Origin of the sequence: Arhodomonas sp. SL1 (assembly GCF_052060015.1) — a bacterium.
In the GTDB taxonomy this organism is placed as follows: domain Bacteria; phylum Pseudomonadota; class Gammaproteobacteria; order Nitrococcales; family Nitrococcaceae; genus Arhodomonas.
Genome location: NZ_JBPODZ010000001.1, coordinates 182,874 through 208,148, shown reverse-complemented (window position 1 = coordinate 208,148; position 25,275 = coordinate 182,874). Strand labels below are relative to the sequence as shown.

Genomic DNA, 25,275 nt, shown 5'->3' with positions numbered 1-25,275 from the left:
AACACCCGCCATGGTGCGAAGAACCGCCTTCGTCGATGCCGATCACATCCGAGAGCGCCTGGTCTCGCTGATCCGCGTCCCCTCCGTCACCGGCGAGGAGGATGCCGCCGTCGCCCAGATCGCCAACTGGCTGCAGCAGGTGGACGCGGAGATCGACTACTGGAACGACGGCATCGCCGCCCTCCAGCGCGATCCCCGCTACCCCGGCCATGAGGTGGATCGCGCCTGGGCACCGGTGGTGGTCGGGGTGCTCCGCGGTGAGCAGCCCGGGCCGAGCGTCCTGCTGACCGGCCACGTCGACGTGGTACCCCCCGGGGAGTACAGCCACTGGCGTGAGGAGCCGTTCTCCGGGCTCACCCGCGGTGACCGGGTCTTCGGATGCGGTGCCTCGGACATGAAGTCCGGGCTCATCGCCGCGATGGCCGCCTTCGAGGCCTTCGCCGAGAGTGGGCGCAACTTCCCCGGTCGGATCATCTTCGCCGCCGTCCCCGCCGAGGAGGACAGCGGCCTCGGCACCCTGGCGGCGATCCGCGGCGGCTGGCATGCGGATGCGGCGATCATCCCCGAACCCACCGTGACCTCGGACATGCCCGAGCTGGTCATTGCCCACGCCGGTGCCATGTCCCTGCGCGTGGCCGTCCCCGGCAAGGCCGCCCACGCGAGCCGGCGCCTGGACGGCGAGAGCGCCCTGGATCACTTCCTCACCGTCTACCGCGCCATGCGCGAGCACGAGAAGGCGGTCAACGCCGTCGAAGACCACCCGTTGATGCGCTTGCATGGCCTCCCCTACGCCATCAATGTCGGCACCATCCACGGCGGACAGTGGTCATCCAGCGTGATGGACAGCATCGAGGCCCAGGTGCGGGTGGGGGTTAGCCTCCACGAGACCATCGACGAGGCCGAGGCCCGCTTCCGTGAGGCCATCCTCACCGGCATCGCCGACGACCCCTGGCTCCATGATCACCCACCGGTGATCCAACGGCTGGCCTCGGGCTTTGGCTCGGCGGAGACACCCCGGGATCACCCCCTGGTGCAGGCGCTGGCCGAGTCCGCCGAGGAGGAGCTCCGACGGCCCCCGGTGATCGCCGCCGCTCCCTATGGCTGCGACATGTCCGCATGGGTGCGGCTCGCCGGCGTCCCCACCGTGCTTTACGGCCCCGGCGAGATCGGCTGCGCCCACGCACCCAATGAATCGGTCTCCCTGGAGGCCACCTATCACGTGGCCCGGACCCTGGTACGCACCATCGAGCGGCTGCTCGAGCAGGACCCCGCCACCCTGCGCGGCAACGCTACGCCCGGCACGCCGGCTCACATGTCATAATCCAGACGAGTTGCATCACAGCAAGGGAGACCGCTGAGCCGTGACGGAATACACCCCGCGCGACGATGCCGTTCGCGTCATCGAGCACACCACGATCCCCCTGTCCGATGGCACCCGCCTGGCCGCGCGCATCTGGCTGCCGGCGGACGCGGAAGCAAGGCCGGTACCCGCGATCCTGGAGTACATCCCCTACCGCAAGCGCGATCTTACCCGCGGCCGGGACGAAACGATGCATCCGGTGTTCGCCGCCAACGGCTATGCCGGGGTGCGGGTGGACTTGCGCGGCAGCGGCGACTCCGGGGGCGTGCTCACCGATGAATACCTGCAGCAGGAGCTCGACGACGGTGTGGAGGTGATCCGCTGGCTCGCCGAGCAGCCCTGGTGCGATGGCAACGTGGGCATGATCGGCATCTCCTGGGGCGGCTTCAATGGCCTGCAGATCGCCGCCCTGCAGCCGCCCGAGCTCAAAGCCGTGGTCACCGTCTGCTCCACCGACGACCGCTACGCCGACGACGTCCATTACATGGGCGGCTGCCTGCTCGGCGACAATCTTTCCTGGGCCTCGGTGATGTTCGCCTTCAACGCCCTCCCCCCGGATCCGGCCCTGGTGGGCGAGGACTGGCGCTCGATGTGGATGCAACGCCTCAAGGACAGCGGACTATGGCTGGAGACCTGGCTGACGCACCAGCACCGCGACGACTACTGGCGCCATGGCTCCATCTGCGAGGACTTCTCCGCGGTGCAATGCCCCGTGATGGCGGTCAGCGGCTGGGCGGACGGCTACACCAACTCGGTATTCCGGCTACTGGAGAACCTGGAAGTACCGCGCCAGGGGCTGGTGGGTCCGTGGAGCCACAAATACCCCCATCAGGGCATCCCCGGTCCGGCCATCGGCTTCCAGCAGGAGGTACTGCGCTGGTGGGACCAGTGGCTGAAGGGCCAGGACACCGGGATCACGGACGAACCCATGCTGCGCGCCTGGATCCAGGACAGCGCGGCCCCGGCGCCCCAGTATGAGCGCCGGCCGGGCCGCTGGGTGGGCGAACCCACCTGGCCGTCACCGCGGCTGCGCACCGAGGTCCGCTACCTCGGCGCGGGCAATGACCTCACCGAGACGCCGCAGGAGGAGGCGGCGCTTTCGGTACAATCGCCACTCAGCGTGGGCTTCTTCGCCGGCAAGTGGTGCTCGTATTCCGTCGGCCCGGACCTGCCCCACGACCAACGGGAAGAGGACGGTGGTGCCCTGGTCTTCGACAGTCCACGGCTGGAGGAGCCCCTGGAGCTGCTCGGCGCGCCCGAGCTGGAGCTGGAGCTGCGCGTCAATCGCCCGGTGGCCATGGTGGCGGTGCGGCTCTCCGACGTGGCCCGCGACGACAAGGCCACCCGGGTCACCTATGGGCTTCTCAACCTCACCCATCGTGACGGCCACGAGCACCCGCAGCCCCTGGAGCCGGGGCAGCGCTACCGGGTGCGAGTGCGCCTCAATGACCTCGGCCACGTCTTCCCCACCGGGCACCGGCTGCGCCTGTCCATCTCCACCTCCTACTGGCCGCTCGCCTGGCCGCCGCCGGAACCGGCGCGGATCACCGTCAACACCCGGGGCAGCCGGCTGCTGCTGCCGGTACGCGAGGAGCACCCGGAGGACCGGCCGCTACGCCTACCGGCGCCGGATTTCCCGGCGCCGTCGGGGGTGACACGGATCCGGCCAGTGGACCACCGCTGGATCGTGCACCGGGATCTGGAGCAGGACTACGCCACCCTGGAGGTGATCAAGGACGAGGGGGTCTATCGCATCGAGGAGGCGGACCTGGAGATCACCGACGATACCCGGGAGTATTACAGCTTCACCGGCGACGACTTCACGTCCGCCACCGGCGAGGTGATCAGCCACCACCGGCTCCGCCGGGCCGGCTGGGACGTGGAGACCCGCACGCGGACCGTGCTCACCGCGGACACCGAGTCCTTCCACATCCACGCCGAGCTGGACGCCTTCGAGGACGGCAAGCGGCTCTACTCCCGCAACTGGAACCGCAGCGTCCCCCGAAAGCTGGTGTGAGCCGGCCGCCGGCCGTTACGGCCGGCTGTCCTGCTCACGGTCGCGCTGGCGCTCCACCACCGCGGCGAGGTCCTCGAGGATCTCGCCGAGCAGGCCGACGATGTCGTCGACGGTGATGATCCCGACCAGGGTATTGTCCTCGGCCACCACCGGCAGGCGGCGCACGCCGCGCCCGCGCATCACCTCCAAGGCATCGAAGAGGCTATCCCCCTCGTGGACGAAGTAGGCGGGGTGGGTGACGATATCCCGCACCGCCAACGCCTCGGTCTCGAGCTCCGCGGCGAGGACCTCCACCACCAGGTCGCGGTCGGTGACCACCGCTACCGGCGCCTCGCCGTCGGCGCGATCCTCGACCACCACCAGATCACCGACATGATGCGCTCGCATCAGACGCGCGGCGGCCTGGACCGACTCGTCACCGCGGATGGTGACCACGTTGCGATTGCAGTATTCCCCTACCGTCATTGCCAAGTCCTCCCAGACCCGCCCGCTACAAGGTAAACCCGGACGGCGCACGATACACTAGGTAAAAGGCCGAACCCTAACGCTGTACACGGAGGATGGCCATGTTCCGGGACCGCATAGACGCCGCCGAGCGGCTCGCCGAACAGCTCTCCGAGCTCAAGGGCCAACAACCACTGGTGCTCGGCATCCCCCGCGGGGGGGTGCCGATGGCCGCTCACGTGGCCGATGCCCTCGATGGAGAGCTCGACGTGGTCCTCGTCCACAAGATCGGCGCCCCGGGCAACCCGGAATACGCCATCGGCGCCGTGGGCGAAGACGGCCAGATCGACGTCTCCCCCGCCCAGCGCCGCATGGCCGGGGAGGATCATATCCGCGCCGAGGCGGAACGCCAGCTCGACACCCTGCGGGAGCGACGCCGGCGCTACACACCGGTACGCCCGCCCATCGACCCGAGGGACCGGGTGGTGGTGGTGGTGGACGACGGCAGCGCCACCGGCGCCACCATGGCCGCGGCGCTGCGTGGCCTGCGCAACCGCGGCCCGCGGGAACTGATAGCGGCCATGGGGGTGGCCCCGCCGGAGACCGCCGAGCACCTGCAGGGCCTCGCCGATCGCGTGGTCTGCGGGGCCACCCCCGGCGACTTCATGGCGGTAGGCCAGTTCTTCGGCGACTTTCGCCAGGTTACCGACGACGAGGTCATGCGTCTGCTCGCCGACCGGGCCTGACGGGCCGCCGTGGCGGCCGGATCACATCCGACCGCTCACCCAGTAGTCCACCAGCTCCGGGTTGGACTCCACATAGTCCCGTGCGGCCTCCGGATACGAGCTCTCCTCCGCCTGGTACATCCCGGCCTGCACATCATCGATGGGGATCTGGATCCGCGAGAGCATGCCGTAGACCTCCGGATGGTCCCGGTAGAAGCCGCGGCGTGCGAGCAGGTCCGCGCGCTCGAGCCCGCCTAGCACGCCCTTGGGATCATCGATGTAGCGCAGGTCCCAGCGGCCGAACTTCCAGTGCGGGCTCCAGCCGGTGACCACGATCCACTCCTCACGGTCGATGGCACGGCGCAACGCCGCGGTCATGCCCGCCCCGGAGGAAATCTGCAGCTCGTAGCCGGCGTCGTCCAGGCCATACTCCTCGATGGCCTCCTTGGACAACCGCGTCAGCCCAGCGCCCGGGTCGATGCCGACAATCTGGCCGCCGAGGCGCTCGCGCACCTCCTCGGACTTCAGATCCTCGATGGAGCTGATCGCATCCTCGGGCACGTAGCTCGGCACGATCCAGCCCAACCGGGCATCGGTGTAGATCGGCCCGAGGCTGACGGTGCGGTCCATCACCTGATCGTAGTAGTCCGCATGGGTATCGGGAAGCCAGGAGTCGGTGTGGAAATCGAGATCCCCGGAGGCGACGCCTTGGTAGACCGCGGCCGGATCGGCCTTGGTCAGTTCCACCTGGTAATCCATCTCCTCCTCAAGGATGTACTTCACCACGTTGGTGGTGAACATCGCGTCCGACCAGTTGAAATAGCCGATGTGAACGCTGCGCTCCTGCGCCTCGGCGGTGGCGAGCGTCAGCCCGAGGGTGAGCGTCACGCCCAGTGCCGCAATGCGTTTCATGTCGATGCTCCCTTGGTTCTTCTCTTTGATGCCGCCGCCACTTCGCGGCGGCGGCACGGGTCCCCGGGCGGGCCCGCAACCCTCACCTTAGGCATCCTGTGGCCGAATGCAACTCGCCCGCCAGGCGATATCGCACGCTGCGCCGGGCTCCCGTGGCTCAGTCGCCGAGATCCTCGAAGCGCGGCACGCCGATGTTCCACGGTTCGACACCCTCGCCCTTCTCCCCCCAGCTGGCGTGATCGCCGAGACGGTGGCCGTCGTGCTCGCGCACCAATCCATAGCTCGAGTGCTTGTGGAAGGTGGGCCCGAACTTGCGCCGGGTCTCCGTCACGTCGCCGGTATAGCGCGGATCCTGCGGCCGCTCCTGCCGGGTGATGAAATAGGCCACGTCCCAGGCCTCCTGATCGGAGAGCGACAACGGCTGGCCGAGCGGCATGTTGTTCTTGATGAACCCCGCGGCGGTGTGGGTGCGTACAATGCCGGCCCCCCAGTTGTTGGAACCCGACCCCCACGGCGGCGGGAACACGTACTCGCCATCCTGATAGAGCCCCGAGCCATCGTCACCATGGCAGATGGCGCACTGCTGCTGATAGACCGCCTCTCCGCGTGCGTAGCTGAGCTCGGCGGGCCGCTCCGGCGCCGGGAAGCCCCGCCCGTAGATGGAGCGATCGGGGTACATGGGTGCCCCGCGGGCGAGCCACTTGTGGTAGGCCACCAGCGCCACCATGTCGTCGCTGCCGTAGGCCGGCGGTACGCCGTTCATGGAGTACGCGAAGCAGCCGGCGATACGCTCCTCCAGGCTGTTGACATGCTGGTTCTTGCCACGGAAATCGGGCAGTGTCACCGCCGCCGGCCACACCGGGGCGCTGAAGGGCTGGCGGCCCTCGCCGAGATGGCAGCTCGAGCAGTTCATGTCGTTGAAGACATGCTCGCCGCGCAGCTCCTGGGTGTCGGTGAAGAGTTCATAGCCGCGGCGGATGACCTGCTTCAGCTCCGGATGGATGGTGGCGGCCTCCAGGTCCGCCATGGTCGGCGGCACATGGACCAGTTCGTCTTCGCCGGGGGCCGGGTAGCCCATCTCCGCCAGGGCCTCGTAGGGGCGGCCTTCGGACGGCGCCCCGGCGGCCAGGCTGACGATAGTGGCCAGGGCCGCTCCGGCGGCCCATGCCGGTGCCTTGCTGAAAGTCGTCATGATTGCGCCCCTCTCACTCGTCCGCCGGCGGCTGTCCGGCCAACCAGGCCGCCACGGCGCGGATGTCTTCGTCGCTCATGCGCCGGGCGATCGCCCCCATGAGGTCCTGCGGATCATTGTCGCGCTCACCGTCCTTCCAGGCCTGCAACTGGTTTCGAATATAGGCCGCGTGCTGTCCGGCAATCCCCGGGAAGGTCCCGCTGGCGCCCTGATTTCGGGGCCCGTGACAGCTCTGGCAGGAGACAATGTAGGCGTCCCAGTCGCCGCGCCGCGCGAGCTGCTCGCCACGCGCCCGCAGTGGCTCGCCGACGTCGCCGCCCCCGCCCTCGGTGGCCGGAAGCTGGCTGTAATACGCCGCCACGTCGGCCACCTGCCGGTCGTCGAGCATATTGGCAAAGGGTTCCATAGTGGCGTTTTGCCGGCGGCCCTGGCGGAAATCCCGCAACTGCTTGGCGAGATATTCGGCGCTAAGCCCGGCAAGGCGCGGCCACGACTCCCCGCCCGGCGCATTGCGGCCACTGCCGTCGGCCTGATGGCAGGCAACGCAGGTCGCCGCCGCCTCCTTGCCCCGCGCGGCGTCGCCCTCGAGCGCACCCGCCGGCCCCGCGGCCAAGCCCGCACCCAGTAGGACGCCAAGCCCACAAGCCATCCGTTTCCTGATCATCACTACTCCCCCGCTGGTGTCACGGCGATCGCGTCATCATCGAACATCCGGTTCGATACATACGCACCCAGCCTAACCGTGGGGCAGAGCCAGGCCAATCGGGAGGGAAGCGGCCCGCTGACGGGCGCCGTCGGGGCTGCACTGGCAGTGGGTGTGGCAACGGCAGGGAATGGAGCGGAAATGGCGTCCCCAACGGGATTCGAACCCGTGTCGCCACCTTGAAAGGGTGGTGTCCTAGGCCGGCTAGACGATGGGGACGCTGCCGTGAAAGCGCACGCAATCCTAAGCGCGGCTCCCATAGCTGTCAAGCTAGGCCAAACTTTGTGGCCTGCGCCCCATGAGCGGGCCCAGTGGCCTGGTACACTCCGGCGCGGCGCACGGGTAAAGGGAACAACCATGCACGACCCCGAGGAGCTGCTCACGGAGAACAGTGAGGTGGCCGCCCGCCTGGATCTGGCCGGGTACCTGCTCCGGTGCACCAGCAATGTCGTGATCATCACCGCCGACGGCGGATTGACCGCGGCGGCAGTAGCGCGACACCTCGCTCTCGCCCTTGCCGGCAGCGCGGAGATCGCGGGGGCTATCATTGACGCGGCCACTGCGCACAACCGCGATCGCCTCGCCGAACGGCTCCTGCTGGACGAAGGGACGGAGCCGGGCACGGCGGCAGTCGCCGAGCAGCTCGCCGGCCGGCTACAGGCCCGGCGGCTGGGACTCGCGGTGATCATCGAGGACGCCCATGGTTTGCCGCCGGCACTGCTCAAGGAACTCATCGACCTGAGCCGGCAGGTCAGTCAGCGCGACGCCACCATGCCGGTGGCCCTGATCTGCCCGGAGGCCGAGGCCCACTACCTGGCGGGGATCGCCCAGGAAGCCGGGCGTGCCACCGAGCAGATCCAGCGGGTCACCCTTATTCCCACCGCCGAGCAGCCGCCTCGGCGACGCCGATGGGCGGGGACCGCCGTCTGGCTGGCCGTGCCCGCACTGGCCGCCGTGGGGGGAATCCTCGCACTGCCCTGGATCGGCTCGCCCTGGAACCCCGATTCCGACCCCACCGCCACCGAGGCTCGGGCCACCGACCCGGAACCCGCCGGCGCCGCGGCGGGCGCCGCGAGTGCAGACAGGGATGTCACCCGTTCACGGACCGACCGGCCCGCGGTGTCGCTGCCGCCGGAAATCGCCGCCGCGTCCGTGTTCGCGACCGCCACCATACCGACGCTCCCCCAACCGCTCCGCACTGCTGGCGCGCCAACCCCGGCCGGACCTACAGCACGAGGCGATGACAATGCCCAGGCCTCCACCGAGGGGCACACCTCGGCGGCCCCGCCGGAGGCGGGTGATATCGTCGTGGAAGGCGCACAATCGGACGGGCAAACGGAACTGGATGACACGGCTGGGGCCGTGGCCGGCGAAGCGGACATACCGGAGACGGTGCCGGTCGGCGCACCGCAGAGCAGCGACGAACCAGCCGTCCATGCCGACGAAGGACCGGCGGAACGGACAGGGCCCGATCTTGCGGCAACCAGGGACCCAGGGGCCAACGCAACCAACGCCGCGGACCCCGCCACCGGGGCCGATGAAACGCCCGCCGGCGGATCCCCCCATGGCGACGGGGACCCGGAGGCCGGGGTTAGTGATCGGCAATGGCTGGCGACACGGACGGCCGGGCACTATACGGTGCAGATGATCGCGGGGCGCCAGCAGGACACGACCAGGCGTTTCATAGACGCCCACCCCGGCGTGCGCGACCGCGTTCGCGTGGTGACGGTGGATGGAGACGACGGGATCTGGCACCTGGTGCTGTTCGGCGAGTTCGCGTCCCGCGCGGAGGCCATGCGAAACCTCCCCAAGGGCTTTGCGCCGGGGGACGTCTACGCCCGCCGATTCGGCTCGATCCGCGGCGAGTGACCACGCTGGCCCACGTTCCTTTCCGGGCCCGGGATCGCCACGAAAAAAGGGCGCCCTTGTGAGGCGCCCTTTCGGTGTTGGTGGAGCCAGGCGGGATCGAACCGCCGACCTCCTGCATGCCATGCAGGCGCTCTCCCGGCTGAGCTATGGCCCCTTGCGATGAGGTGCGTATCCTAAAGAGCCCGCCGACGGCCGTCAACCCTCTCCCGACGCCTCCACGACATTCTCGTCGATCCACCGCTGCGCGGCCTCGATCCGGCCCAGGCTCGCCTCCCGGCCGAGCAGCGCCAGGGTCTGGTCGATAGGCGGCGAGACGGGACCACCGGAGACCGCAACGCGCAACGGCTGCGCGACCTTGCCGAGCTTCAGCCCCTGCTCCTCCGCCACGGCATTCACCGCCGCGTGAATCGGCTCCGCCTCCCAGGCCTCCAGCGCGGCGAGGCGCTCACGCAGGGCCGCCAGCACCGGGGCCGCCCCGGCCTTGAGGTTCTTGCGCGCCGCCTTTTCGTCGTAGTCCGCCGGCTCGCGGTAGAAGAACAGGCTGTTCTCGGCCATCTCCCGCAGGGTCTTGGTCCGCTCCGCCTGGGCGGCCACGATGGCCTCCAGCGGCGGGCCGTCGGCCGGGTCCACCCCCAACTCGCCGAGGTGCCAGGCGAGATGCCGGGCCACGTGTGCCGGCTCACTGCTCCGCATATAGTGCTGGTTCAGCCACTGCAACTTGGAACCGTTCAGGCTCGAGGCGGAGTGGTTGATGTCGTCGATATCGAAGAGCTGGATGAGCTCCTCCAGGGAGAAGATCTCCTGATCCCCGTGGGACCAGCCCAGGCGCACCAAATAGTTGAGCACCGCCTCCGGGAGATAGCCCTGGTCACGGTAGTCCATCACGCTGGCCGCGCCGGTACGCTTGGACAGCTTCTTGCCATCCTCGTCCAGGATCATCGGCACGTGGGCGTAGGCCGGCGGCTTCACCCCCAGGGCCTCGAGGATGTTGACCTGGCGCGCGGTGTTATTGACGTGGTCGTCGCCGCGGATGATGTGGGTGATGCCCATGTCCATGTCGTCCACGACCACTACGAAGTTATAGGTGGGCGAGCCGTCGGCACGGGCGATGATGAGGTCATCGAGCTCCCGGTTGTGGAACACGATCCGCCCCTTGACCCGGTCGTTGACCACCGTCTCGCCCTCCAACGGGCTTCGAAAACGGATGACGGGGCGATCCGTGGCGTCCGCCGGCGGCCCGTGCAGCTCCCGACAGCGCCCGTCATAGCGGGGCTTCTCCTTGCGCGCCATCTGCTGCTCGCGCAGCGCCTCGAGGCGCTCCTTCGAGCAGTAGCAGCGGTACGCCTTGCCCTGCTCCAGGAGCCGGTCAATGACCTCCGCGTAGCGGTCAAAGCGTTCGGTCTGGTAGAACGGGCCCTCGTCATAGTCCAGCCCCAGCCAGGCCATGCCCTCGAGGATGGCGTTGATCGCCTCCGGCGTGGAGCGCTCGCGGTCGGTGTCCTCGATGCGCAGCACAAAGTGGCCACCGTGACGGCGGGCATACAGCCAGGAAAACAGCGCCGTACGCGCGCCGCCGATGTGGAGATAGCCGGTGGGGCTGGGGGCGAAGCGGGTCTTGACGGTCATGGGCCTCTTACCGAGCGTGGATCGCGGATGAAAGGGCGGTATGGTAGCAATTCGCCCGCCGCAGGCGAAGCTGCCAGCCCCTGAGCCGTTGACGAGTTCCGCCGGCGGCAGTACCATTCCCCGCGTTGTCTGGGCGGTTAGCTCAGCGGGAGAGCACTGCCTTCACACGGCAGGGGTCGCTGGTTCGAACCCAGCACCGCCCACCAGAACGACACCAGGGCCCGGGATGCGACATCCCGGGCCTTTTTCGTTGCGCCGTTTCGGGCGAAACCCGGCGGGCGACCAGGCCGCCATTCAACCGTCCTGGTGCTCAGGCCTCGCCGCCAACCATCCGCTGACCGCCGCTGGCGGGATCGATGGCCACGTACGGCAGCCCCGCCTGCTTCCAAGCCGCGAATCCGCCCTCCAGGTGGGCCACGCGCCCGAAACCGGCGGCGAGGCAGGCCTCCGCCACCCGCCGCGAACGGACTCCCGAGCCGCAGTGAAACACCAACCGTTTGCCCTCCTGGCTGGGCAGGGCGGAGGGCTCGAAACTCGCGAGCGGATCCAGCAACGCGCCGCGGATGTGCTCGAAGGCGAACTCCTGTGGCGTGCGCACGTCGATGATCGCCGCCTCCCCCTTGCGAAACGCCTCATGGAGCTCTTCGGGACCCCATTGCTCCAGCACTCCGCCGTCCACTTCCACGGTATCCACCATATCCCTGTCTCCGTCCGGCATGGATGATCAGCACGATCTATGACGATAACATGGCGCCAGCGTCAGCCGCGGCGGCGCCGCAGCACCAGCTTGCGCAGCTCCTCGAGGAGCAACACCGTGGCCGCCACCGCGCCGGCCAGTCCCCACTGACCGGCGCTGAGCGCCGTGGTGCCGAACACCGCCTGCGCCGGCGGCCACTGCACCACGATCAGCTGCAGCGCCAACACCCCGGCCAGCGCCCCCCAGAGCCGTATGTTGGTGACCAGATACCGCGAGAACGCCGTGCCGATACCGGTGCCGGCGCGTGCGTTCACGGCGTTGAACAGCTGGAACAGCACGAAGGTAGTAAACGCCAGGGTCAGCGCCTGCGCCTCGGGCAGCACGCCGTGGTGCGCGTGCAGGATGCCCAGGGTACCGACGGTCATGATGCTGCCGTAGAACAGCAGCAATCCGAGTCGGCGCAGGGTGAGGATACGCTCCCGCGGGTCCCTGGGCGGCTCTTCCATGATCCCCGGACGCGGCGCGTCCACCCCCAGGGCCATCGCCGGGGGCCCGTCCATGATGATGTTCACCCAGAGGATCTGCACCGCGTTGAACGGCAGCGGCAGACCGAGCAGGGGGGCCATGGCCACGGTCAGGATGGCACCGATATTGGTGGAGAGCTGGAAGCGCACGAACTTCAGGATATTGTCGTAGATGGTGCGCCCCTCCTCCACCGCGCGGACGATGGTGGCGAAGTTGTCATCGGTCAGTACCATGGCCGCCGCCTCCCGGGTGACATCGGTGCCCGCGCGGCCCATGGCCACGCCGATATCGGCCCCGCGCAGGGCCGGGGCATCATTGACGCCATCCCCGGTCATCGCCACCACCTCGCCGCCGGCCTTCAGCGCCGCGACGATGCGCACCTTGTGCTCCGGCGCCACCCGTGCGAAGACCGCGATCTCCCGGATGCGTGCGGCGAGGGTGTCATCGTCCATCCGGTCGAGCTCGGCGCCGCTGACCGTTTCCCCCTCGATGCCGAGGCGCCGGGCAATGGCGGTGGCGGTGACCGCATGGTCGCCGGTGATCATCCGCACCCCCACGCCGGCGCGCCGGCAACGGGCAACCGCGTCCCGGGCCTCCCGCCGCGGTGGGTCGAGCATGCCCACCAGACCAAGCACCTCGAGGCCCTTCAGGTACCCGGCGGGGTCGGCGCCCTCGTCATATCCTTCAGCGGGTAGCCTACGCTCAGCCACCGCCAGGACCCGCAGGCCATCCCGGGCCATGGCCTCGCCCTCCTCCGCCAGCCGCTCCCGCTCCCCGGGGGCGAGATGGCAATGGCCGAGCACCGCCTCCGGTGCGCCCTTGACCACCACCCGCACGCCCTCGCCGTCCTGGTGGAAGGTGGCCATGAGCTTGCGCCCGGAATCGAAGGGCAACTCGTTGAGCCGGGGCAACCGTGACTCCAGCGCCTCCCGGCGAACCCGCCCCTTGGCGGCCAGCACCAGCAACCCGCCCTCGGTGGGGTCGCCGATCACCCGGCCGTCGTCCAGGCGGCTGTCGTTGCACAGGGCCACCGCCTCCAGCAGTCGCTCGGAAACCGGCGCGCCGCCGTCGTCGGCGCGGATGTCCCCATCGAGGGCATACCCCTCGCCGCTGACCGAGAAGCGCCGGCCACCGCTATAGACCCGCTGCACGGTCATCTGATTGAGGGTCAGGGTCCCGGTCTTGTCCGAGCAGATCACCGAGGTGCTGCCCAGGGTCTCCACCGCCGCCAGCCGCTTGACGATGGCGTGGCGCCGGGCCATGCGGCGCATCCCCAACGCCAGGGTCAGTGTGACCACCGCCGGCAGGCCCTCGGGAATGGCGGCCACCGCCAGGGCCACCGAGGTGAGCACCAGCTCCACCAGGGGCTGGCCGCGGAGCAGGCCGGCGACAAAGATCAGCGCAACCACCGCCACAGCCACCGCGGCCAATCGCCGCGCCAAGGCCCCGAGCTGCACCTGCAGCGGGGTGGGTTCCGCCTCGCTGGCGGCCAGCAAGCCGGCGATGCGTCCGGTCTCCGTGGCCATGCCGGTGGCGGTGATCACCAGCTCGCCACGTCCCCGGGTCATGACCGTATTCGAGTACCCCATGCTGGCCCGCTCGGCCAGGGGCACCTCCTCGCCGTCCACCGGCTCGATCTGCTTGTCCACCGGCGTGGACTCCCCGGTGAGCGCGGACTCGTCCACCTGCACCCCGTGGGCGGCGATGAAGCGCCCGTCTGCCGGGATGCGGTCGCCGGCCTGCACCCGGACAATGTCCCCCGGAACCAGGGACTCCGCGGCCACCGCCCGGCGCTCGCCGCCGCGCAAGACCTCCGCCCGCGGCGCGAGCATCCCCTGCAGGGCGGCCATGGCCCGCTCCGCCTGGTATTCCTGGCGGAAGCCGAGGATGGCGTTGATCACCACCACCACCAGGATCACCGCCGCGTCGGTGAAATGGCCCACCGAAGCCGCCACCACGGCGGCCACCGCCAGCATCAAAATCAGCAGGTTGCGGAACTGATCGAGGAACACCCGCCAGGGGCCGCGCCGGGGCGCCTCGCGCAGTCGGTTGGGGCCGTGACGGCGGAGCCGCTCACCGACCTCCCCCTCGCTGAGCCCCTGGGCCGGCGCAACCGACAGCGCGGCGAGGACGGCCTCCACCGAGCGGCGATGCCAGGGTCCCTCCCCGTCCGGGCGCGCGGCCTCTTCGTCGTCCGGGGCCCGGTTCCATGCCACGGCTCGTCTCCCTTCCGCGCCAGCCGGGGCCGGCGGTACACGCTGCCTGCATTCTCATCCGCCGCGAGGGCGCGGACAAGCGTGCCACCCGGAGCGATGTGGACCGCCGCGGCCCCGGTGCGCTACGTTTTCGGGGACGCCTTCGGGATCCACACTGCTGTCAGGGATGCACCATGATGCGTACGAAAAAAACCACCCGGCTCTCCCTTGCCCTCACCGGCGCCCTGGCCCTGGGCGGGCTCCTCGCCACCGGCCCCGGAATCGCCCACTCCCAGGAGCAGAGCGGCGGTGAGGTGGAGGCCGCCATCAAGTACCGCCAGAGCGTGATGAGTGTGCTCGGCGGGGTCATGGGGACCACCGTCGGCCAGCTCCGCGACGGCATCGCATACGGCCCTGAGCTCCAACCCATGGCGGAGGCCCTGGCGGCGGCGTCCGGCGACATCCCCGCGCTGTTTCCCGAGGGTACCGGCGAGGGCGAGACGGACGCCCTGCCAGCGGTCTGGGAGGAGCGGGAGGCCTTCGAGGAGGCCGCGGCCACCTTCGATGAACAGGCCCGGGCCTTCGCGGAGGCGGTGGCCGGCGGCGAGCGGGCCGAGATCTTCCAGTCCTTCCGCGATCTGGGCGAGGCCTGCAAGTCCTGCCACGAGGACTTCCGCGACTGACGCGCACGCGCCATGGGGCAACGACCGTCATGGGTGTGGCCGGCGGCCGTGCCGGCCGCCATCGCTCTACTGGGGCCCGCACCGGCGCCAGCGGCGGACGGACCGGTGGAGCGCGGCGAGTACCTGTTCCGGGCTGCGCTCTGCGCGGTCTGCCACACCGCGGAGGAGGGCGAGTTCCTCGCCGGCGGCCGGCCGCTGCCCTCGCCCTTCGGCACCTTCTACACGCCCAATATCACCCCCCACGAGGAACACGGCATCGGCGCCTGGTCCGATGAGGACTTCGTCCGTGCCCTCCGCGAGGGGGTTTCCCCGGCGGGCGAGCACTACTACCCCTCGTTCCCCTACACCAGCTACACCCGGCTGCGCCGCGAGGACATGATCGCCATCAAGCGCTACCTGGACACGGTGGAGCCGGTGGCGCAGCCGAGCCGGGAGCATGAGCTCAGCTGGTACGCCGGCTGGCGTCTGCCGCTGGCGGGCTGGAAGTGGTGGTACCTCGAGCCCGGCCCCTTCGAGCCGGACCCGGATCGCGACGAGCAATGGAATCGCGGCGCCTACCTGGCGGAGGCGGCCGGCCACTGCGCCGAGTGCCACTCGCCACGGGGCTGGTTCGGCGCCGTCCGCGAGGAGCGCCGCTATGCCGGCGCCGCCGAAGGACCGGAGGGCGAGCCCACCCCCAACATCACCCCCCACCCGGAGGACGGGATCGGTGACTGGACGGTGAAGATGCTGAGCTTCTACCTGGAGGTGGGGATGGACCCGGACGGCGACTTCGCCGGCAGCCTCATGGCGCCGGTGATCGACGACGGCACCGCCCACCTCAGCGCCGAGGACCGGGAGGCCCTGGCCACCTATATCCTCTCACTGCCGCCCCGCGAAGGGCCCTGAGCCCGGCCCGGCAGTCGGCGAAGGCCGGGCCACGATGCAGCGGCCGGGCATAGCAGACGCCGCTGCCGATACCGGCGGCCGTCAGGGCCTCGCGGAGGCGCGCGCCTCCACCGGGGCGGTGGCGCGAATGGACGTTCCCACCGGCCCCCTCCCCGCGACCTGGATGAAGCCTGGCCAGGGGGATAGCCGCAAACAAGCGCCGGACCACCACTCCGGCACGGGGACAGGGGATTCCGGTATCCTGGCGGCCGTCGCCAGGCCCCGACGCCGCAACCGCGTGACGCCCCTGACCCGCCGCTAACCACACGGAGAACGCGTTGACCGACCGATCCCCACAGAGCCAGACCCGCCCCACCGACGGCCTGCCCATGCCGCGACGGTTCTGGGCGGTGCTCACGATGGCCCTGGCAGTGATCATGGCGGTGCTCGACGGCAGCATTGTCAACGTCGCGCTGCCCGCCATCGCCCGGGATCTCGAGGTGAGCGCGGCGCGCTCGGTCTGGGTGGTCAACGCCTACCAGCTGGCGATCATGGTCTCCATCCTGCCCCTGGCCTCGCTGGGGGATATCTTCGGCTATCGCCGCGTCTACCGGGTGGGGCTGGCGGTGTTCACCGTCGCGTCACTGCTGTGTGCCACCACCGATTCCCTCGCCGGGCTGACCGCGGCCCGGGTGCTCCAGGGGCTCGGCGCCGCAGGCATCATGAGCGTGAACACCGCGTTGGTGCGCTTCGTCTTCCCCGCCCACCGGCTGGGGCACGGCATTGGCATGATGACCACGGTGGTGGCCTCCACCGCCGCCATGGGCCCCACGGTCGCCGCCGCCATCCTCTCCGTTGCGGACTGGCCGTGGCTGTTCGCCATCAATGTCCCCATCGGCGCGGTGGCCTTCCTCATTGCCCTCCGAGTCCTGCCGCGCACGCCGGGCTCGCCCCATGCCTTCGACATCCCCAGCGCGGTGCTCAACGTCCTCACCTTCGGGGTGCTGATCCTCGCCATCGACAGCCTCGGCCACGGGGTGCGCTACGAGATCGCCCTGCTCGGCCTCGCCGCCGCCGGCGTGCTGGGCTACTTCCTGGTGCGCCGCCAGCTGACCCTGCCGCTGCCGCTCCTTCCGGTGGACCTGCTGCGCATTCCCATCTTCAGTCTCTCGGTGGCCACCTCGGTGGGCTCCTTCGTCGCGCAGATGATGACGTTCATCGCCGTGCCCTTCTACCTGCAGGACGTCCTCGGCCGCAGCCAGGTCGCCACCGGGCTGCTCATCACCCCCTGGCCGGTGATGGTGGCGCTGATCGCCCCTATCGCGGGCCGGCTGGCGGACCGCCACCCCGCGGCGGTGCTGGGCAGCGGCGGCCTGCTGATCCTGGCCGCCGGGCTGGCGCTGCTCGCCACCCTGTCGCCGGCGCCGTCGGACCTCGCCATCGCCTGGCGGGTGGCGGTGTGCGGGTTCGGCTTCGCGCTGTTCCAGGCGCCCAACAACCGCACGCTGATCGGGGCGGCACCCCGGACCCGCAGCGGCGGCGCGAGCGGCATGCTCAGCACCGCCCGGCTGCTCGGCCAGACTTTGGGGGCGGCGCTGACCGCTCTGGTGTTCGGCATGCTCGGCGGCGAGGGCACCACCTCGGCGCTGGCCGTCGCCGCGGGCTTCGCCGTGGTGGCCGCGGCGATCAGCGCGCTGCGCCTCGCCCCGGGGGCACGCCCCGCGCCCGGCGGGTAGACGCTGCCCCCGGGCCTTGCCCGTCGCGCGGGCGCGCGGGAAACTGGCCTGATACGCGTGGCGGGGAGGAGGCGCCGTGAGCACCGCACCACTGGACCTGGCCTTGCTCACCGGGGACCCGCAGCTGCCCTACGAGTATGGGGTCGCTGGCACCTTCGGGGCCGACGACCAGACCGCGGTCCGGGACGCGCAGCGGGCCCTGCGGGAGATGGCCGGGGTTTGTCCCCGGCTGCTCGACGACCACGAGCGGCTCATCGACACGCTGCGGGCAAAGCCGCCGCAGCTGGCGGTGAACTTCTGCGACACCGGCTACCGCAACCTCCTGCGCAACGAGCCCCACGTCCCGGCGCTGCTGGAGCTGCTGGAGATCCCCTACACCGGCGCCGGACCCGGCTCCATGGCCATCTGCGCCGACAAGGCCCTGGTCCGTCACCTCGCCGCCGCCCACGGCGTCCCGGTGCCCAATGAGCGGGTGGTGGACCTGGCCGCGGAGCCGCCGGTGCTGCCCGATCTCTACCCGGCGCTGATCAAGCCCAATGCCGGCTGTGGCAGCATCGGTGTCACCGCCGACTGCGTGGTCCGCGACGCCACCGCCGCCGACGCCTACCTGCGCCGGCTCGCCGAGGCGCTGGGTGGCGGCCGGGCGCTGATCCAGGACTTCCTCACCGGCACCGAGTACACGGTCGGGCTGCTGGGCAATCCCGGCGACGACCTCACCGTCCTGCCGGTGCTGGAGATCGATTACAGCCATCTCGACCCCGGCCTGCCCCCCATCCTCGACTACGGCTCGAAGATGGACCCGGACTCCCCCTACTGGCAGGCCCTGCGCTTTCGACCCGCCGAGCTCGATGAGCCGCTGTACGCACGGATGGTGGAACAGGCCCTGTTCCTGTTCGAGCGGCTGGGCTTCCGGGACTATGCCCGCATCGACTTCCGCGCCGGCGCCGACGGCGTCCCGCGGCTGCTGGACGCCAACTTCAACCCCACCTGGAGCCCCGACGGCAAGCTCGCCCTGATGGCCGGCTGGGCCGGCATGGAGTACAACGCCCTGATCGAGCGCATCGTCACCGCCGCCCGCCGCCGCTACGGGCTCTAGGGGCAATGTCGGCATCCGCCTGCGGCGGGTGCCGACCTACTCGGGTCCGACTGCTCGGGTCCGACACGTAGATACCGTCTTAGCCTTGAGCCTGCAAGGGGATGTTTGGATCGAAGGATTTGCCGGACTTGAGCACGCCGTGGATGAGGTGGAGGAGCTTTCTGGTGGCGGCGCACACGAGGGATTTGCCTGTTACGCCACGCTGCCTGAGCCGCTCGACATAGGCGCGGATCACGGGGTTGTGCTTCATCGCGCACAGGGTGGGGAAGTACAGCGCCTTGCGCAGGGCGGCGTCGCCGCATTTGGAGATCCGGCGCGGGGCACGCACGCTGGTGCCTGACTCGTAGGGCCTGGGGTCGAGCCCGGCGAAGGCGACGAGCGACTGGGCGCGACGGCAGCACTGGATCTTGGGCAGACGCACCAGCAGCTCGGCGATGAGCGTCTCGCCCACGGCGGGGATGCTGGCGAGGCGCTGGGCGGCGTCGTTGAGTTCGCCGGAGGCACGGATCAGTGTCTGCAGGCGTTCTCGGGTCTCGCGGATTTCGGCGTCATAGGCCTCGAGCAGGCGCTGCAGCGAGGCCCGGGTGGTCTCGCCCTGGGTCTCGAGGCGGTTGTAGAGCTGGGTGCGTGAGTGGCGCAGTCCGCGCAGGTGGCGGTGGAGCTCGCGCAGCTCGTGCATGGTCGCGCTCACGGGCGCCCAGAAGGGGAGCGTCTTGGCCTGGGCCGCCTCGCTGACGCTACGGGCATCGATCCGATCGGTCTTCGCGCGCTGCAGCTCAGAGCGCGCGTGGTGGATGACCTGCGCGGGGTTGAGCAGGTGCACGCCGTAGCCGAGGGCGTAGAAGCGCTCGGCGAGCGGCTCGCTGTAGATGCCCGTGGCCTCCAGGGCCACCACCGCCTCGGCGAGTCCGAGCGAGTGCAGCCAGCGATGACAAGCCTGCACGCCCGCGGCGGTGTTGGGGAAACGGCGCTCGTGCCAGCGCTGGCGCCCGGGGGACTGGATGGCGGCGTGGAAATCGTATTTGGCGACATCGATGCCGAGGGTGATCGCCATGGCTCCTCCCTTTGAGCACGAAGTAGGGTTTACAGGAGCGCCTGCGAGGGGGAGTGCTTCGTCGCGGCCTAACCTTGTCTGTGCAGGCTCTGAGCGCCTCAGGCCTTGGATACCGTTCGGGCTGTATGCGACAAAGATAAAATGGGGAGCAGGGGGCGAATCTACGTCGCAGGCTCTGTCCTGCAGGCCGAAGGTCGGCTACAGCCTCCCTGCTCCCCTCTCTCCCAGGCGTCCCCAGGACCGACACTAAGGGCTACAAACCCTTACCGTCGAAAACACAAGGTCGGGTCCCGCCGCAGGCGGCACCCGACAGCCCGGCGTGACGATGCCGCACTCGATGTTGGTGTGGCTCCGCTTTGGCAGCGCCGGTCTCGATGCCGCCGTGGCTCCCGTCGGCATCCGCCTGCGGCGGGTACCGGTCTACCGGGATCCGGCGCGTCACAGACACGTAGGTCGGGTTCCGCCGCAGGCGGCACCCGACAGCCCGGCGTGACGATGCCGCACTCGATGTTGGTGCGGCTCCGCTTTGGCAGCGCCGGTCTCGATGCCGACGTGGCCCCCTTCGGCATCCGCCTGGCGGCGGGTGCCGGTCTACCGGGATCCGGCGCGTCACAGCAATTGCCGGGGTATGACCTCGTTCCACTCGCGGCTGGCGATGCGGGCGTCGTTCTCGTAGGCGTCCAGGGTGGCCTCGATGCGGAAGGCCTGGGTATCGGCACGCAGACGCACGCGGCAGTGGATCCGCACCGCCCAGTCGCCACGCTCGAAGCGGGTCTCCTGCTCGGTGACCGCCTCGGCGGAGAGCGGGTCCTGCTCCTGGATGCGAAAGACCCGGCGCATGGTCGAGCCCACCAGCAGGTCGATGTCCTCGATCCGCGCCAGCGCCGCCCCCCCGACGTCGCCCACGTCACCGTAGGCGGTATAGGTGGTCTCGTCGGTGGTGAGATCCACGGCGATGCCGCGCTCCAGCTGCGCGGTCTGCAGCACCGTGTAGGCGGGGATGGGGCCGCGCTCCGGCGGCTCGAAGGCCGCCAGCACCTCGTCCTCGGGGCGCGGCGGGCGCACCGGCAGCTCCAGGGTGCTGACCCCGGTGTAGACGCTGAGGGCCGCCGGCTCCGGCGTCGGCCAGATCATCGGCCAATAGCAGGTCGAGACCGCCACCCGGATGGTGTGGCCGGCCTCGAAGCGGTAGGCCATGTCGTTCAGCCGTACCGCCACCCGGTAGCGCTGCCCCGGCTCCAGGGGCTGCGGGTTCTCGTGGTCGTCGCGGTGGGCGAGGTTCAGCACCCCGTAACTCACCCGGCCGCTGGCCCCGTCCGGTGCCACGTCATTGAGCCGGACGGCGACATGGGCCAGGGGGCGGTCGCAGGCGAGCTCCAGGGTTACCACCGGCGCACCGAGGAATTCCACCGGCCCCTCCAGGGGATCGGAGTCGAAGACCAGGGACTTGCCATCGTCGGCGCGCTGGTCCATGGGGGCATCGCCCTCGGCGCCGAAGCCATAGAAGTCCCCGGCCCGCAGGCCGGTGGTCTGGGGCGAGCGCAGCCGCATCCGGTCCTCGCCATCCGGGCACTCACCGAGCGACAGCACATTGAGATACCACCGCCGCGGCCGGATCTGCGGCGACGGCCACTGATGCTCGGCGATCCAGCGTCCGGGGCGTTCGTCGTGACGGGGCGCCGGCGGGATCCAGGACTCCATCCAGGCACGAATGGGGGGTTCGTCCATGATCCCGTTGTCCTTGCCCTTCAGCCAGTGGTCCCACCAGCGCACCGCCTCCTGGAAGAAGCCGATGCGTGGACCGGGCTCGGCGGCGTGGGGGAAGGCATGGGGCCAGGGGCCGATCAGGGCCTTGCGCGGGCAGCTGAGCCCCTGCATCAGCCGCGGGATGGCGTTGACGTAGCCATCCGCCCAGCCGCCGACGGCGTAGACGGCGCACTCGATGGCGCCGTAGTCCTCGCACACCGAGCCATGGCGCCAGTAATCATCCCGGTGGGGGTGGCGCATCCACACGGCGGGGAACAGGCGGTTGTTCTCCAATCGCTCGAGCCAGCGCCCCCGCCAGGCCTCGCCGGCGATCTCCGGGTCCGGCGGGCAGGCGTTCAGCGACAGCAGCTCCGCACCCCAGCTCAGGTTCTCGGTGAGCAGGCAACCGCCCTTGTAGTGGGCGTCGTCGGCATAGCGGTCGTCGGTGGAGCACATGGTGATGATGGCCTTCAGTGCCGGCGGCCGGCGCGCCGCGACCTGCAGGGCGTTGAACCCGCTCCAGGACAGCCCGATCATGCCCACGTTGCCGTCGCACCAGGGCTGCCGGGTGATCCAGTCGATGGCGTCGACAGCGTCGTCCTGCTCCTGGGCGAGGTACTCGTCGCGGAGGATGCCCTCGGAATCCCCGGTGCCCCGGACATCGAGCCGGATGCCTGCATAGCCATGCCCGGCGAAGTAGCTGTGCAACGGCTCGTCGCGCAACCGGGTGAAGTCGCGCTTGCGATAGGGCATGTATTCCAGCACGGCCGGCACCGGCCGCTCCCGGGCCCCCTCGGGCAGCCAGAGGCGCGCGGCGAGCCGCACGCCATCCGACATCGGGATCCACACGTTCTCGATGACCTCCACCCCTGCCGGGAAGGAGCGCAGCACCTTCATCCCTCGCCCTCCTTGAGCGCCAGCGTGACGATCTCGGCACAGCCCCCGGAGAGATCCGGGGCCGCGCCCACCCGCTCGAGCTCCGCGCGCATGCGGGCGCGCCGGCCCGCCTCATGCCAGTGCCCCTCGGTGAGGGGCCGCAGCAGCTCCGCCGCCAGGGGCGGATTGAGCGCATCCAGGGCCAACACCCGATCCGCCAGGAAACGATAGCCGGCACCGTCGGCGGCATGAAAGCGCAGCGGATTCCCCGTGGCGAAGCTCGCCACCAGGGCACGGACGCGGTTGGGCGCCTCCAGGGAAAAGGCCGGATCGGCGCATAACGCCCGCACCCGCTCCAGGGTGTCGGCGCGACGGGAACGGGCCTGAATGGCGAACCACTGATCCAGCACCAGCGGCTCCCCGGCCCAGCGCTCCCGGAAGGCCGCGAGCAGCGCCGCCACCGTATCCCCCTCGTGGTGGGCGAGCAGCCCCAGGGCGGCCAGGCGGTCGGTCATGTTTGTGGCCCATCGGAATTGCTCCAGGCACCGCTCGAAGGCCCCCGCGCGTCCGCCATGCCAGAGCCGGGCGAGGCAGGCGTTGCGCAGCGCCCGCCGCCCGGCCCGCTGCGGATCCGGCGGCCCGGGCGCGGTGGCGCCGCAGGCCTCGTAGACGGCCTCCAGGGCCGCGCCCGAACGCTCCACGACGTGCCGCGCCACCGCCGCCAGGGCCGCATCCGCCGCCGCCACATCGTCCAGGGTGCTCTCCCGGACCAGTGCCCCGGCATCCGGGAGGGTGAGCAGCTCGGCGGCCACCAGCGGCGCCGCATCGGCCCGCTCCAGGATGCCGGCGAAGGCTTCGGCCAGCGCGGTCAACGCCGGCGCCTGGCCCCGCGGCCCGCCCGGTTCGCTGACCGCCGCCACCACCAGGCGCTGCACCGCGTCCCAGCGCACACAGGCGTCGTCCTCGTGGATGGCGAGGGTGACCAGCTCGTCCGGGGTATACGGGAAGTCCAGCCGCACCGGCGCCGAAAACCCGCGGAGCAGCACCGGCACCGGCGCGCTGTCCAGGCCGTGGCAGTGAAACTCCTGCACCGACTCGGTGATCGGCAGCACCCGGGTGTCCGCCCCCTCCTGCCCCGGCCCCAGACACACGGGCAGCGGCGCGCCATCGGCGTCACGCAGGCCGATGGCCAGCGGCAGCGGCCGGGGCGCGCCCCCCGCCGGGGGCGACTGGCGGACCTCCAGGGTGTACACGCCTTTGCCGGCGTCAAAGCGCCCCCGGCAGGCGAGCTCCGGGGTCCCCGCCTCGTCGTACCAGGCCAGGAATCCGGCCAGGGGCTCGCCGGTGGCCGCGGACAGGGCGGCCAGGAAGTCCTCGACGGTCACCGCGGTGCCGTCATGGTCGCGGAAGTAGCGATCCGTGCCCGACCGGAACCGCGCCTCGCCCAGGCACAGGGCGAGCATGCGCACGATCTCCGCGCCCTTGGCGTAGACCGTGTCGGTGTAGAAGTTCTCGATCTCGCGATAGGCGGCGGGGCGTACCGGGTGGCGCAGCGGCCCGGCGTCCTCGGGGAACTGGCGCCGGCGCAGGACCTGCATGTCCTCCAGCCGCCGCGCCCCGCCCCAGCCCTGCTCGGTGACGAACTGCTGCTCGCGAAACACGGTGAAGCCCTCCTTGAGGGCGAGCTGGAACCAGTCCCGGCCGGTGACCCGGTTACCGCTCCAGTTGTGGAGGTACTCGTGGGCCACCAGGGCCTCGATATCCCGGTAGTCGCGATCGGTGGCGGTGGCGGGATCGGCGAGCAGGTAGCGGTCATTGAAGACCAGCAGGCCCTTGTTCTCCATGGCGCCCATGGTGTAGCGGCTCACCGCCACCAGGTCGAGCACCTCCAGGTCGTACTCCAGGCCGTAGCGCGCCTCCTCCCAGGCCATGGCGCGGCGCAGCGCGTCCAGGGCATGGCCGCCGCGGCCGCCGTTGCCCGGCTCCACATACAGCCGCAAGGGGACCCGGCGGCCGGAGCCGGTGACGTGCTCCGCGCTCACCGCCTCGAGCTCACCGGCCACCAGGGCGAACAGATAGGCGGGCTTGGGGAAGGGGTCCTCCCAGACGACGCGGTGACGGCCATCCGGCAGGACCTCCCGCTGGCCCGGGTTGCCGTTGGCGAGCATCACCGGAAAGCGCCGGGGGTCGCCGATGAGCTCGGTGCGAAAGACCGCCAGCACATCCGGGCGGTCCGGGAAGAAGGTGATCCGGCGGAATGCCTCCGGCTCACACTGGGTGCAGAGCATACCGCCGGCGGCATACAGGCCCATCAGGGCGGTGTTGGCCTGGGGCTGGAGGACCACGCGGGTCTCGAGCTCACAGCGCTCCGGCGCCCCGTGGATCTCCAGGCCGTCCCCCTGGTAGCGATAGCGCCCGCAGGCGAGGGGCTCGCCGTCCAGGGCAACGGCCTCGAGGGTCAGGTCCTGCCCGTCCAGGTGCAGCCCCGCCCGGACCGGGGCATCCGGGTTGCGGCGCAGGCAAAGCCGCGAGTGCACCCGCGTCTGCGCGAGATCCAGCTCGAAGCACAGGAACGCCCGGTCCACCAGGAAGGGGGGCGGCGTGTACGCATCACGCCGGTGCAGGGGCGGGCGATCGGCCATGACGGCGGCTCCGCAGCGGGATCCCCCGGATTATCGCCGCGTCCGCGGCCCCGTGCCACCGGTTTCCGTCACGTGGGAGCCTGCCCCGCAGGCGACCTCCCCGCGGACATCGCGCGCGGGGCGCGCTTGTATGTTTCGCCCGGCAGGCCTAGATAAAGGGTCTGTCGGGGTGGAGGGACGAGGCGCGCATCTGGCCTATGGCACAGACAGTAGGAGAGATCGTCCCACCCCTCACCTCAAACGCCGATAAGGAATCGTTCGGCTCGGCACCGACGATAGATGGCAAGCCAGCGTTCGGTGAGCACCCCGA

18 protein-coding genes and 3 tRNA genes are annotated in these 25,275 nt (G+C 70.3%); 9 read left to right on the top strand and 12 right to left on the bottom strand.

Features of this window, described 5'->3' with window-relative positions; genetic code table 11:
• Positions 1-10: 10 nt before the first annotated feature.
• Complete coding sequence (locus ACQ754_RS00940) at positions 11-1,321, top strand: ArgE/DapE family deacylase (protein ID WP_440995104.1); 1,311 nt, start codon at positions 11-13, stop codon at positions 1,319-1,321.
• Positions 1,322-1,361: 40 nt separating this feature from the next.
• A complete protein-coding gene (locus tag ACQ754_RS00935; protein WP_440995103.1) occupies positions 1,362-3,377 on the top strand; it encodes a CocE/NonD family hydrolase in 2,016 nt (671 codons plus the stop codon).
• Between the two features lie 15 nt (positions 3,378-3,392).
• On the opposite strand, the gene ACQ754_RS00930 is transcribed toward ACQ754_RS00935, so the two are convergent.
• The gene (locus ACQ754_RS00930) at positions 3,393-3,842 is read right to left on the bottom strand and encodes a CBS domain-containing protein (RefSeq protein ID WP_440995102.1); all 450 of its coding nucleotides are present in this window, start codon (positions 3,840-3,842) and stop codon (positions 3,393-3,395) included.
• A gap of 101 nt (positions 3,843-3,943) precedes the next feature.
• Between ACQ754_RS00930 and ACQ754_RS00925 the strand changes: the two genes are divergently transcribed.
• Entirely contained in the window at positions 3,944-4,567 is a 624-nt protein-coding gene (locus ACQ754_RS00925; RefSeq protein WP_440995101.1) for a phosphoribosyltransferase, read from the top strand.
• A gap of 21 nt (positions 4,568-4,588) precedes the next feature.
• On the opposite strand, the gene ACQ754_RS00920 is transcribed toward ACQ754_RS00925, so the two are convergent.
• From ACQ754_RS00920 to ACQ754_RS00905, 4 genes are all read right to left on the bottom strand, one after another.
• Positions 4,589-5,458, bottom strand: coding sequence for a glycine betaine ABC transporter substrate-binding protein (locus tag ACQ754_RS00920; protein WP_440995100.1), 870 nt, complete (start codon positions 5,456-5,458; stop codon positions 4,589-4,591).
• 157 nt (positions 5,459-5,615) lie between these two features.
• Positions 5,616-6,650 carry a c-type cytochrome gene (locus ACQ754_RS00915; RefSeq protein WP_440995099.1) on the bottom strand — a complete coding sequence of 345 codons (1,035 nt, stop codon included), beginning with the start codon at positions 6,648-6,650 and terminating at the stop codon, positions 5,616-5,618.
• A gap of 13 nt (positions 6,651-6,663) precedes the next feature.
• Positions 6,664-7,314, bottom strand: coding sequence for a c-type cytochrome (locus ACQ754_RS00910; RefSeq protein ID WP_440995098.1), 651 nt, complete (start codon positions 7,312-7,314; stop codon positions 6,664-6,666).
• Between the two features lie 181 nt (positions 7,315-7,495).
• Positions 7,496-7,572, bottom strand: a tRNA-Glu gene (locus ACQ754_RS00905).
• A gap of 138 nt (positions 7,573-7,710) precedes the next feature.
• Between ACQ754_RS00905 and ACQ754_RS00900 the strand changes: the two genes are divergently transcribed.
• Positions 7,711-9,222: an SPOR domain-containing protein gene (locus tag ACQ754_RS00900; RefSeq protein WP_440995097.1), complete on the top strand. Its 1,512-nt coding sequence runs from the start codon at positions 7,711-7,713 to the stop codon at positions 9,220-9,222.
• Between the two features lie 78 nt (positions 9,223-9,300).
• Here the strand turns inward: ACQ754_RS00900 and ACQ754_RS00895 are convergent.
• Both ACQ754_RS00895 and gltX read right to left on the bottom strand, forming a co-directional pair.
• A tRNA-Ala gene (locus ACQ754_RS00895) sits at positions 9,301-9,376 on the bottom strand.
• Positions 9,377-9,417: 41 nt separating this feature from the next.
• The gene (gltX, locus tag ACQ754_RS00890; protein ID WP_440995096.1) at positions 9,418-10,848 is read right to left on the bottom strand and encodes a glutamate--tRNA ligase; all 1,431 of its coding nucleotides are present in this window, start codon (positions 10,846-10,848) and stop codon (positions 9,418-9,420) included.
• Between the two features lie 131 nt (positions 10,849-10,979).
• On the opposite strand from gltX, the gene ACQ754_RS00885 reads away from it, so the two are divergent.
• Positions 10,980-11,054 (top strand) — tRNA-Val (locus ACQ754_RS00885).
• Between the two features lie 104 nt (positions 11,055-11,158).
• Here the strand turns inward: ACQ754_RS00885 and ACQ754_RS00880 are convergent.
• Together ACQ754_RS00880 and ACQ754_RS00875 are read right to left on the bottom strand one after the other, a co-directional pair.
• Positions 11,159-11,545 (bottom strand): rhodanese-like domain-containing protein, encoded by a 387-nt coding sequence (locus ACQ754_RS00880; RefSeq protein ID WP_440995095.1) that lies wholly within the window; start codon positions 11,543-11,545, stop codon positions 11,159-11,161.
• A gap of 62 nt (positions 11,546-11,607) precedes the next feature.
• The gene (locus ACQ754_RS00875; protein WP_440995094.1) at positions 11,608-14,286 is read right to left on the bottom strand and encodes a calcium-translocating P-type ATPase, PMCA-type; all 2,679 of its coding nucleotides are present in this window, start codon (positions 14,284-14,286) and stop codon (positions 11,608-11,610) included.
• Positions 14,287-14,459: 173 nt separating this feature from the next.
• Here ACQ754_RS00875 and ACQ754_RS00870 point away from each other — a divergent pair, with 173 nt between their 5' ends.
• The 4 genes from ACQ754_RS00870 (at position 14,460) to ACQ754_RS00855 (ending at position 18,647) form a co-directional block, all read left to right on the top strand.
• Positions 14,460-14,948 (top strand): c-type cytochrome, encoded by a 489-nt coding sequence (locus tag ACQ754_RS00870; RefSeq protein WP_440995093.1) that lies wholly within the window; start codon positions 14,460-14,462, stop codon positions 14,946-14,948.
• A gap of 12 nt (positions 14,949-14,960) precedes the next feature.
• Positions 14,961-15,836, top strand: a complete 876-nt coding sequence (locus ACQ754_RS00865; protein ID WP_440995092.1) for a c-type cytochrome — start codon at positions 14,961-14,963, stop codon at positions 15,834-15,836.
• Between the two features lie 317 nt (positions 15,837-16,153).
• The gene (locus ACQ754_RS00860) at positions 16,154-17,551 is read left to right on the top strand and encodes an MFS transporter (protein WP_440995091.1); all 1,398 of its coding nucleotides are present in this window, start codon (positions 16,154-16,156) and stop codon (positions 17,549-17,551) included.
• Positions 17,552-17,627: 76 nt separating this feature from the next.
• Positions 17,628-18,647 carry a D-alanine--D-alanine ligase family protein gene (locus ACQ754_RS00855; RefSeq protein ID WP_440995090.1) on the top strand — a complete coding sequence of 340 codons (1,020 nt, stop codon included), beginning with the start codon at positions 17,628-17,630 and terminating at the stop codon, positions 18,645-18,647.
• A 79-nt stretch (positions 18,648-18,726) separates the two neighbouring features.
• On the opposite strand, the gene ACQ754_RS00850 is transcribed toward ACQ754_RS00855, so the two are convergent.
• The 3 genes from ACQ754_RS00850 to pepN all read right to left on the bottom strand — a co-directional run bounded on the left by ACQ754_RS00850 (position 18,727) and on the right by pepN (position 24,965).
• A complete protein-coding gene (locus ACQ754_RS00850) occupies positions 18,727-19,701 on the bottom strand; it encodes an IS110 family transposase (protein WP_440995089.1) in 975 nt (324 codons plus the stop codon).
• Positions 19,702-20,310: 609 nt separating this feature from the next.
• Positions 20,311-22,344: a CocE/NonD family hydrolase gene (locus ACQ754_RS00845; RefSeq protein ID WP_440995088.1), complete on the bottom strand. Its 2,034-nt coding sequence runs from the start codon at positions 22,342-22,344 to the stop codon at positions 20,311-20,313.
• Positions 22,341-24,965, bottom strand: coding sequence for an aminopeptidase N (pepN, locus tag ACQ754_RS00840; RefSeq protein WP_440995087.1), 2,625 nt, complete (start codon positions 24,963-24,965; stop codon positions 22,341-22,343). Before pepN ends, ACQ754_RS00845 begins: the two co-directional genes overlap by 4 nt.
• Positions 24,966-25,275 lie beyond the last annotated feature (310 nt).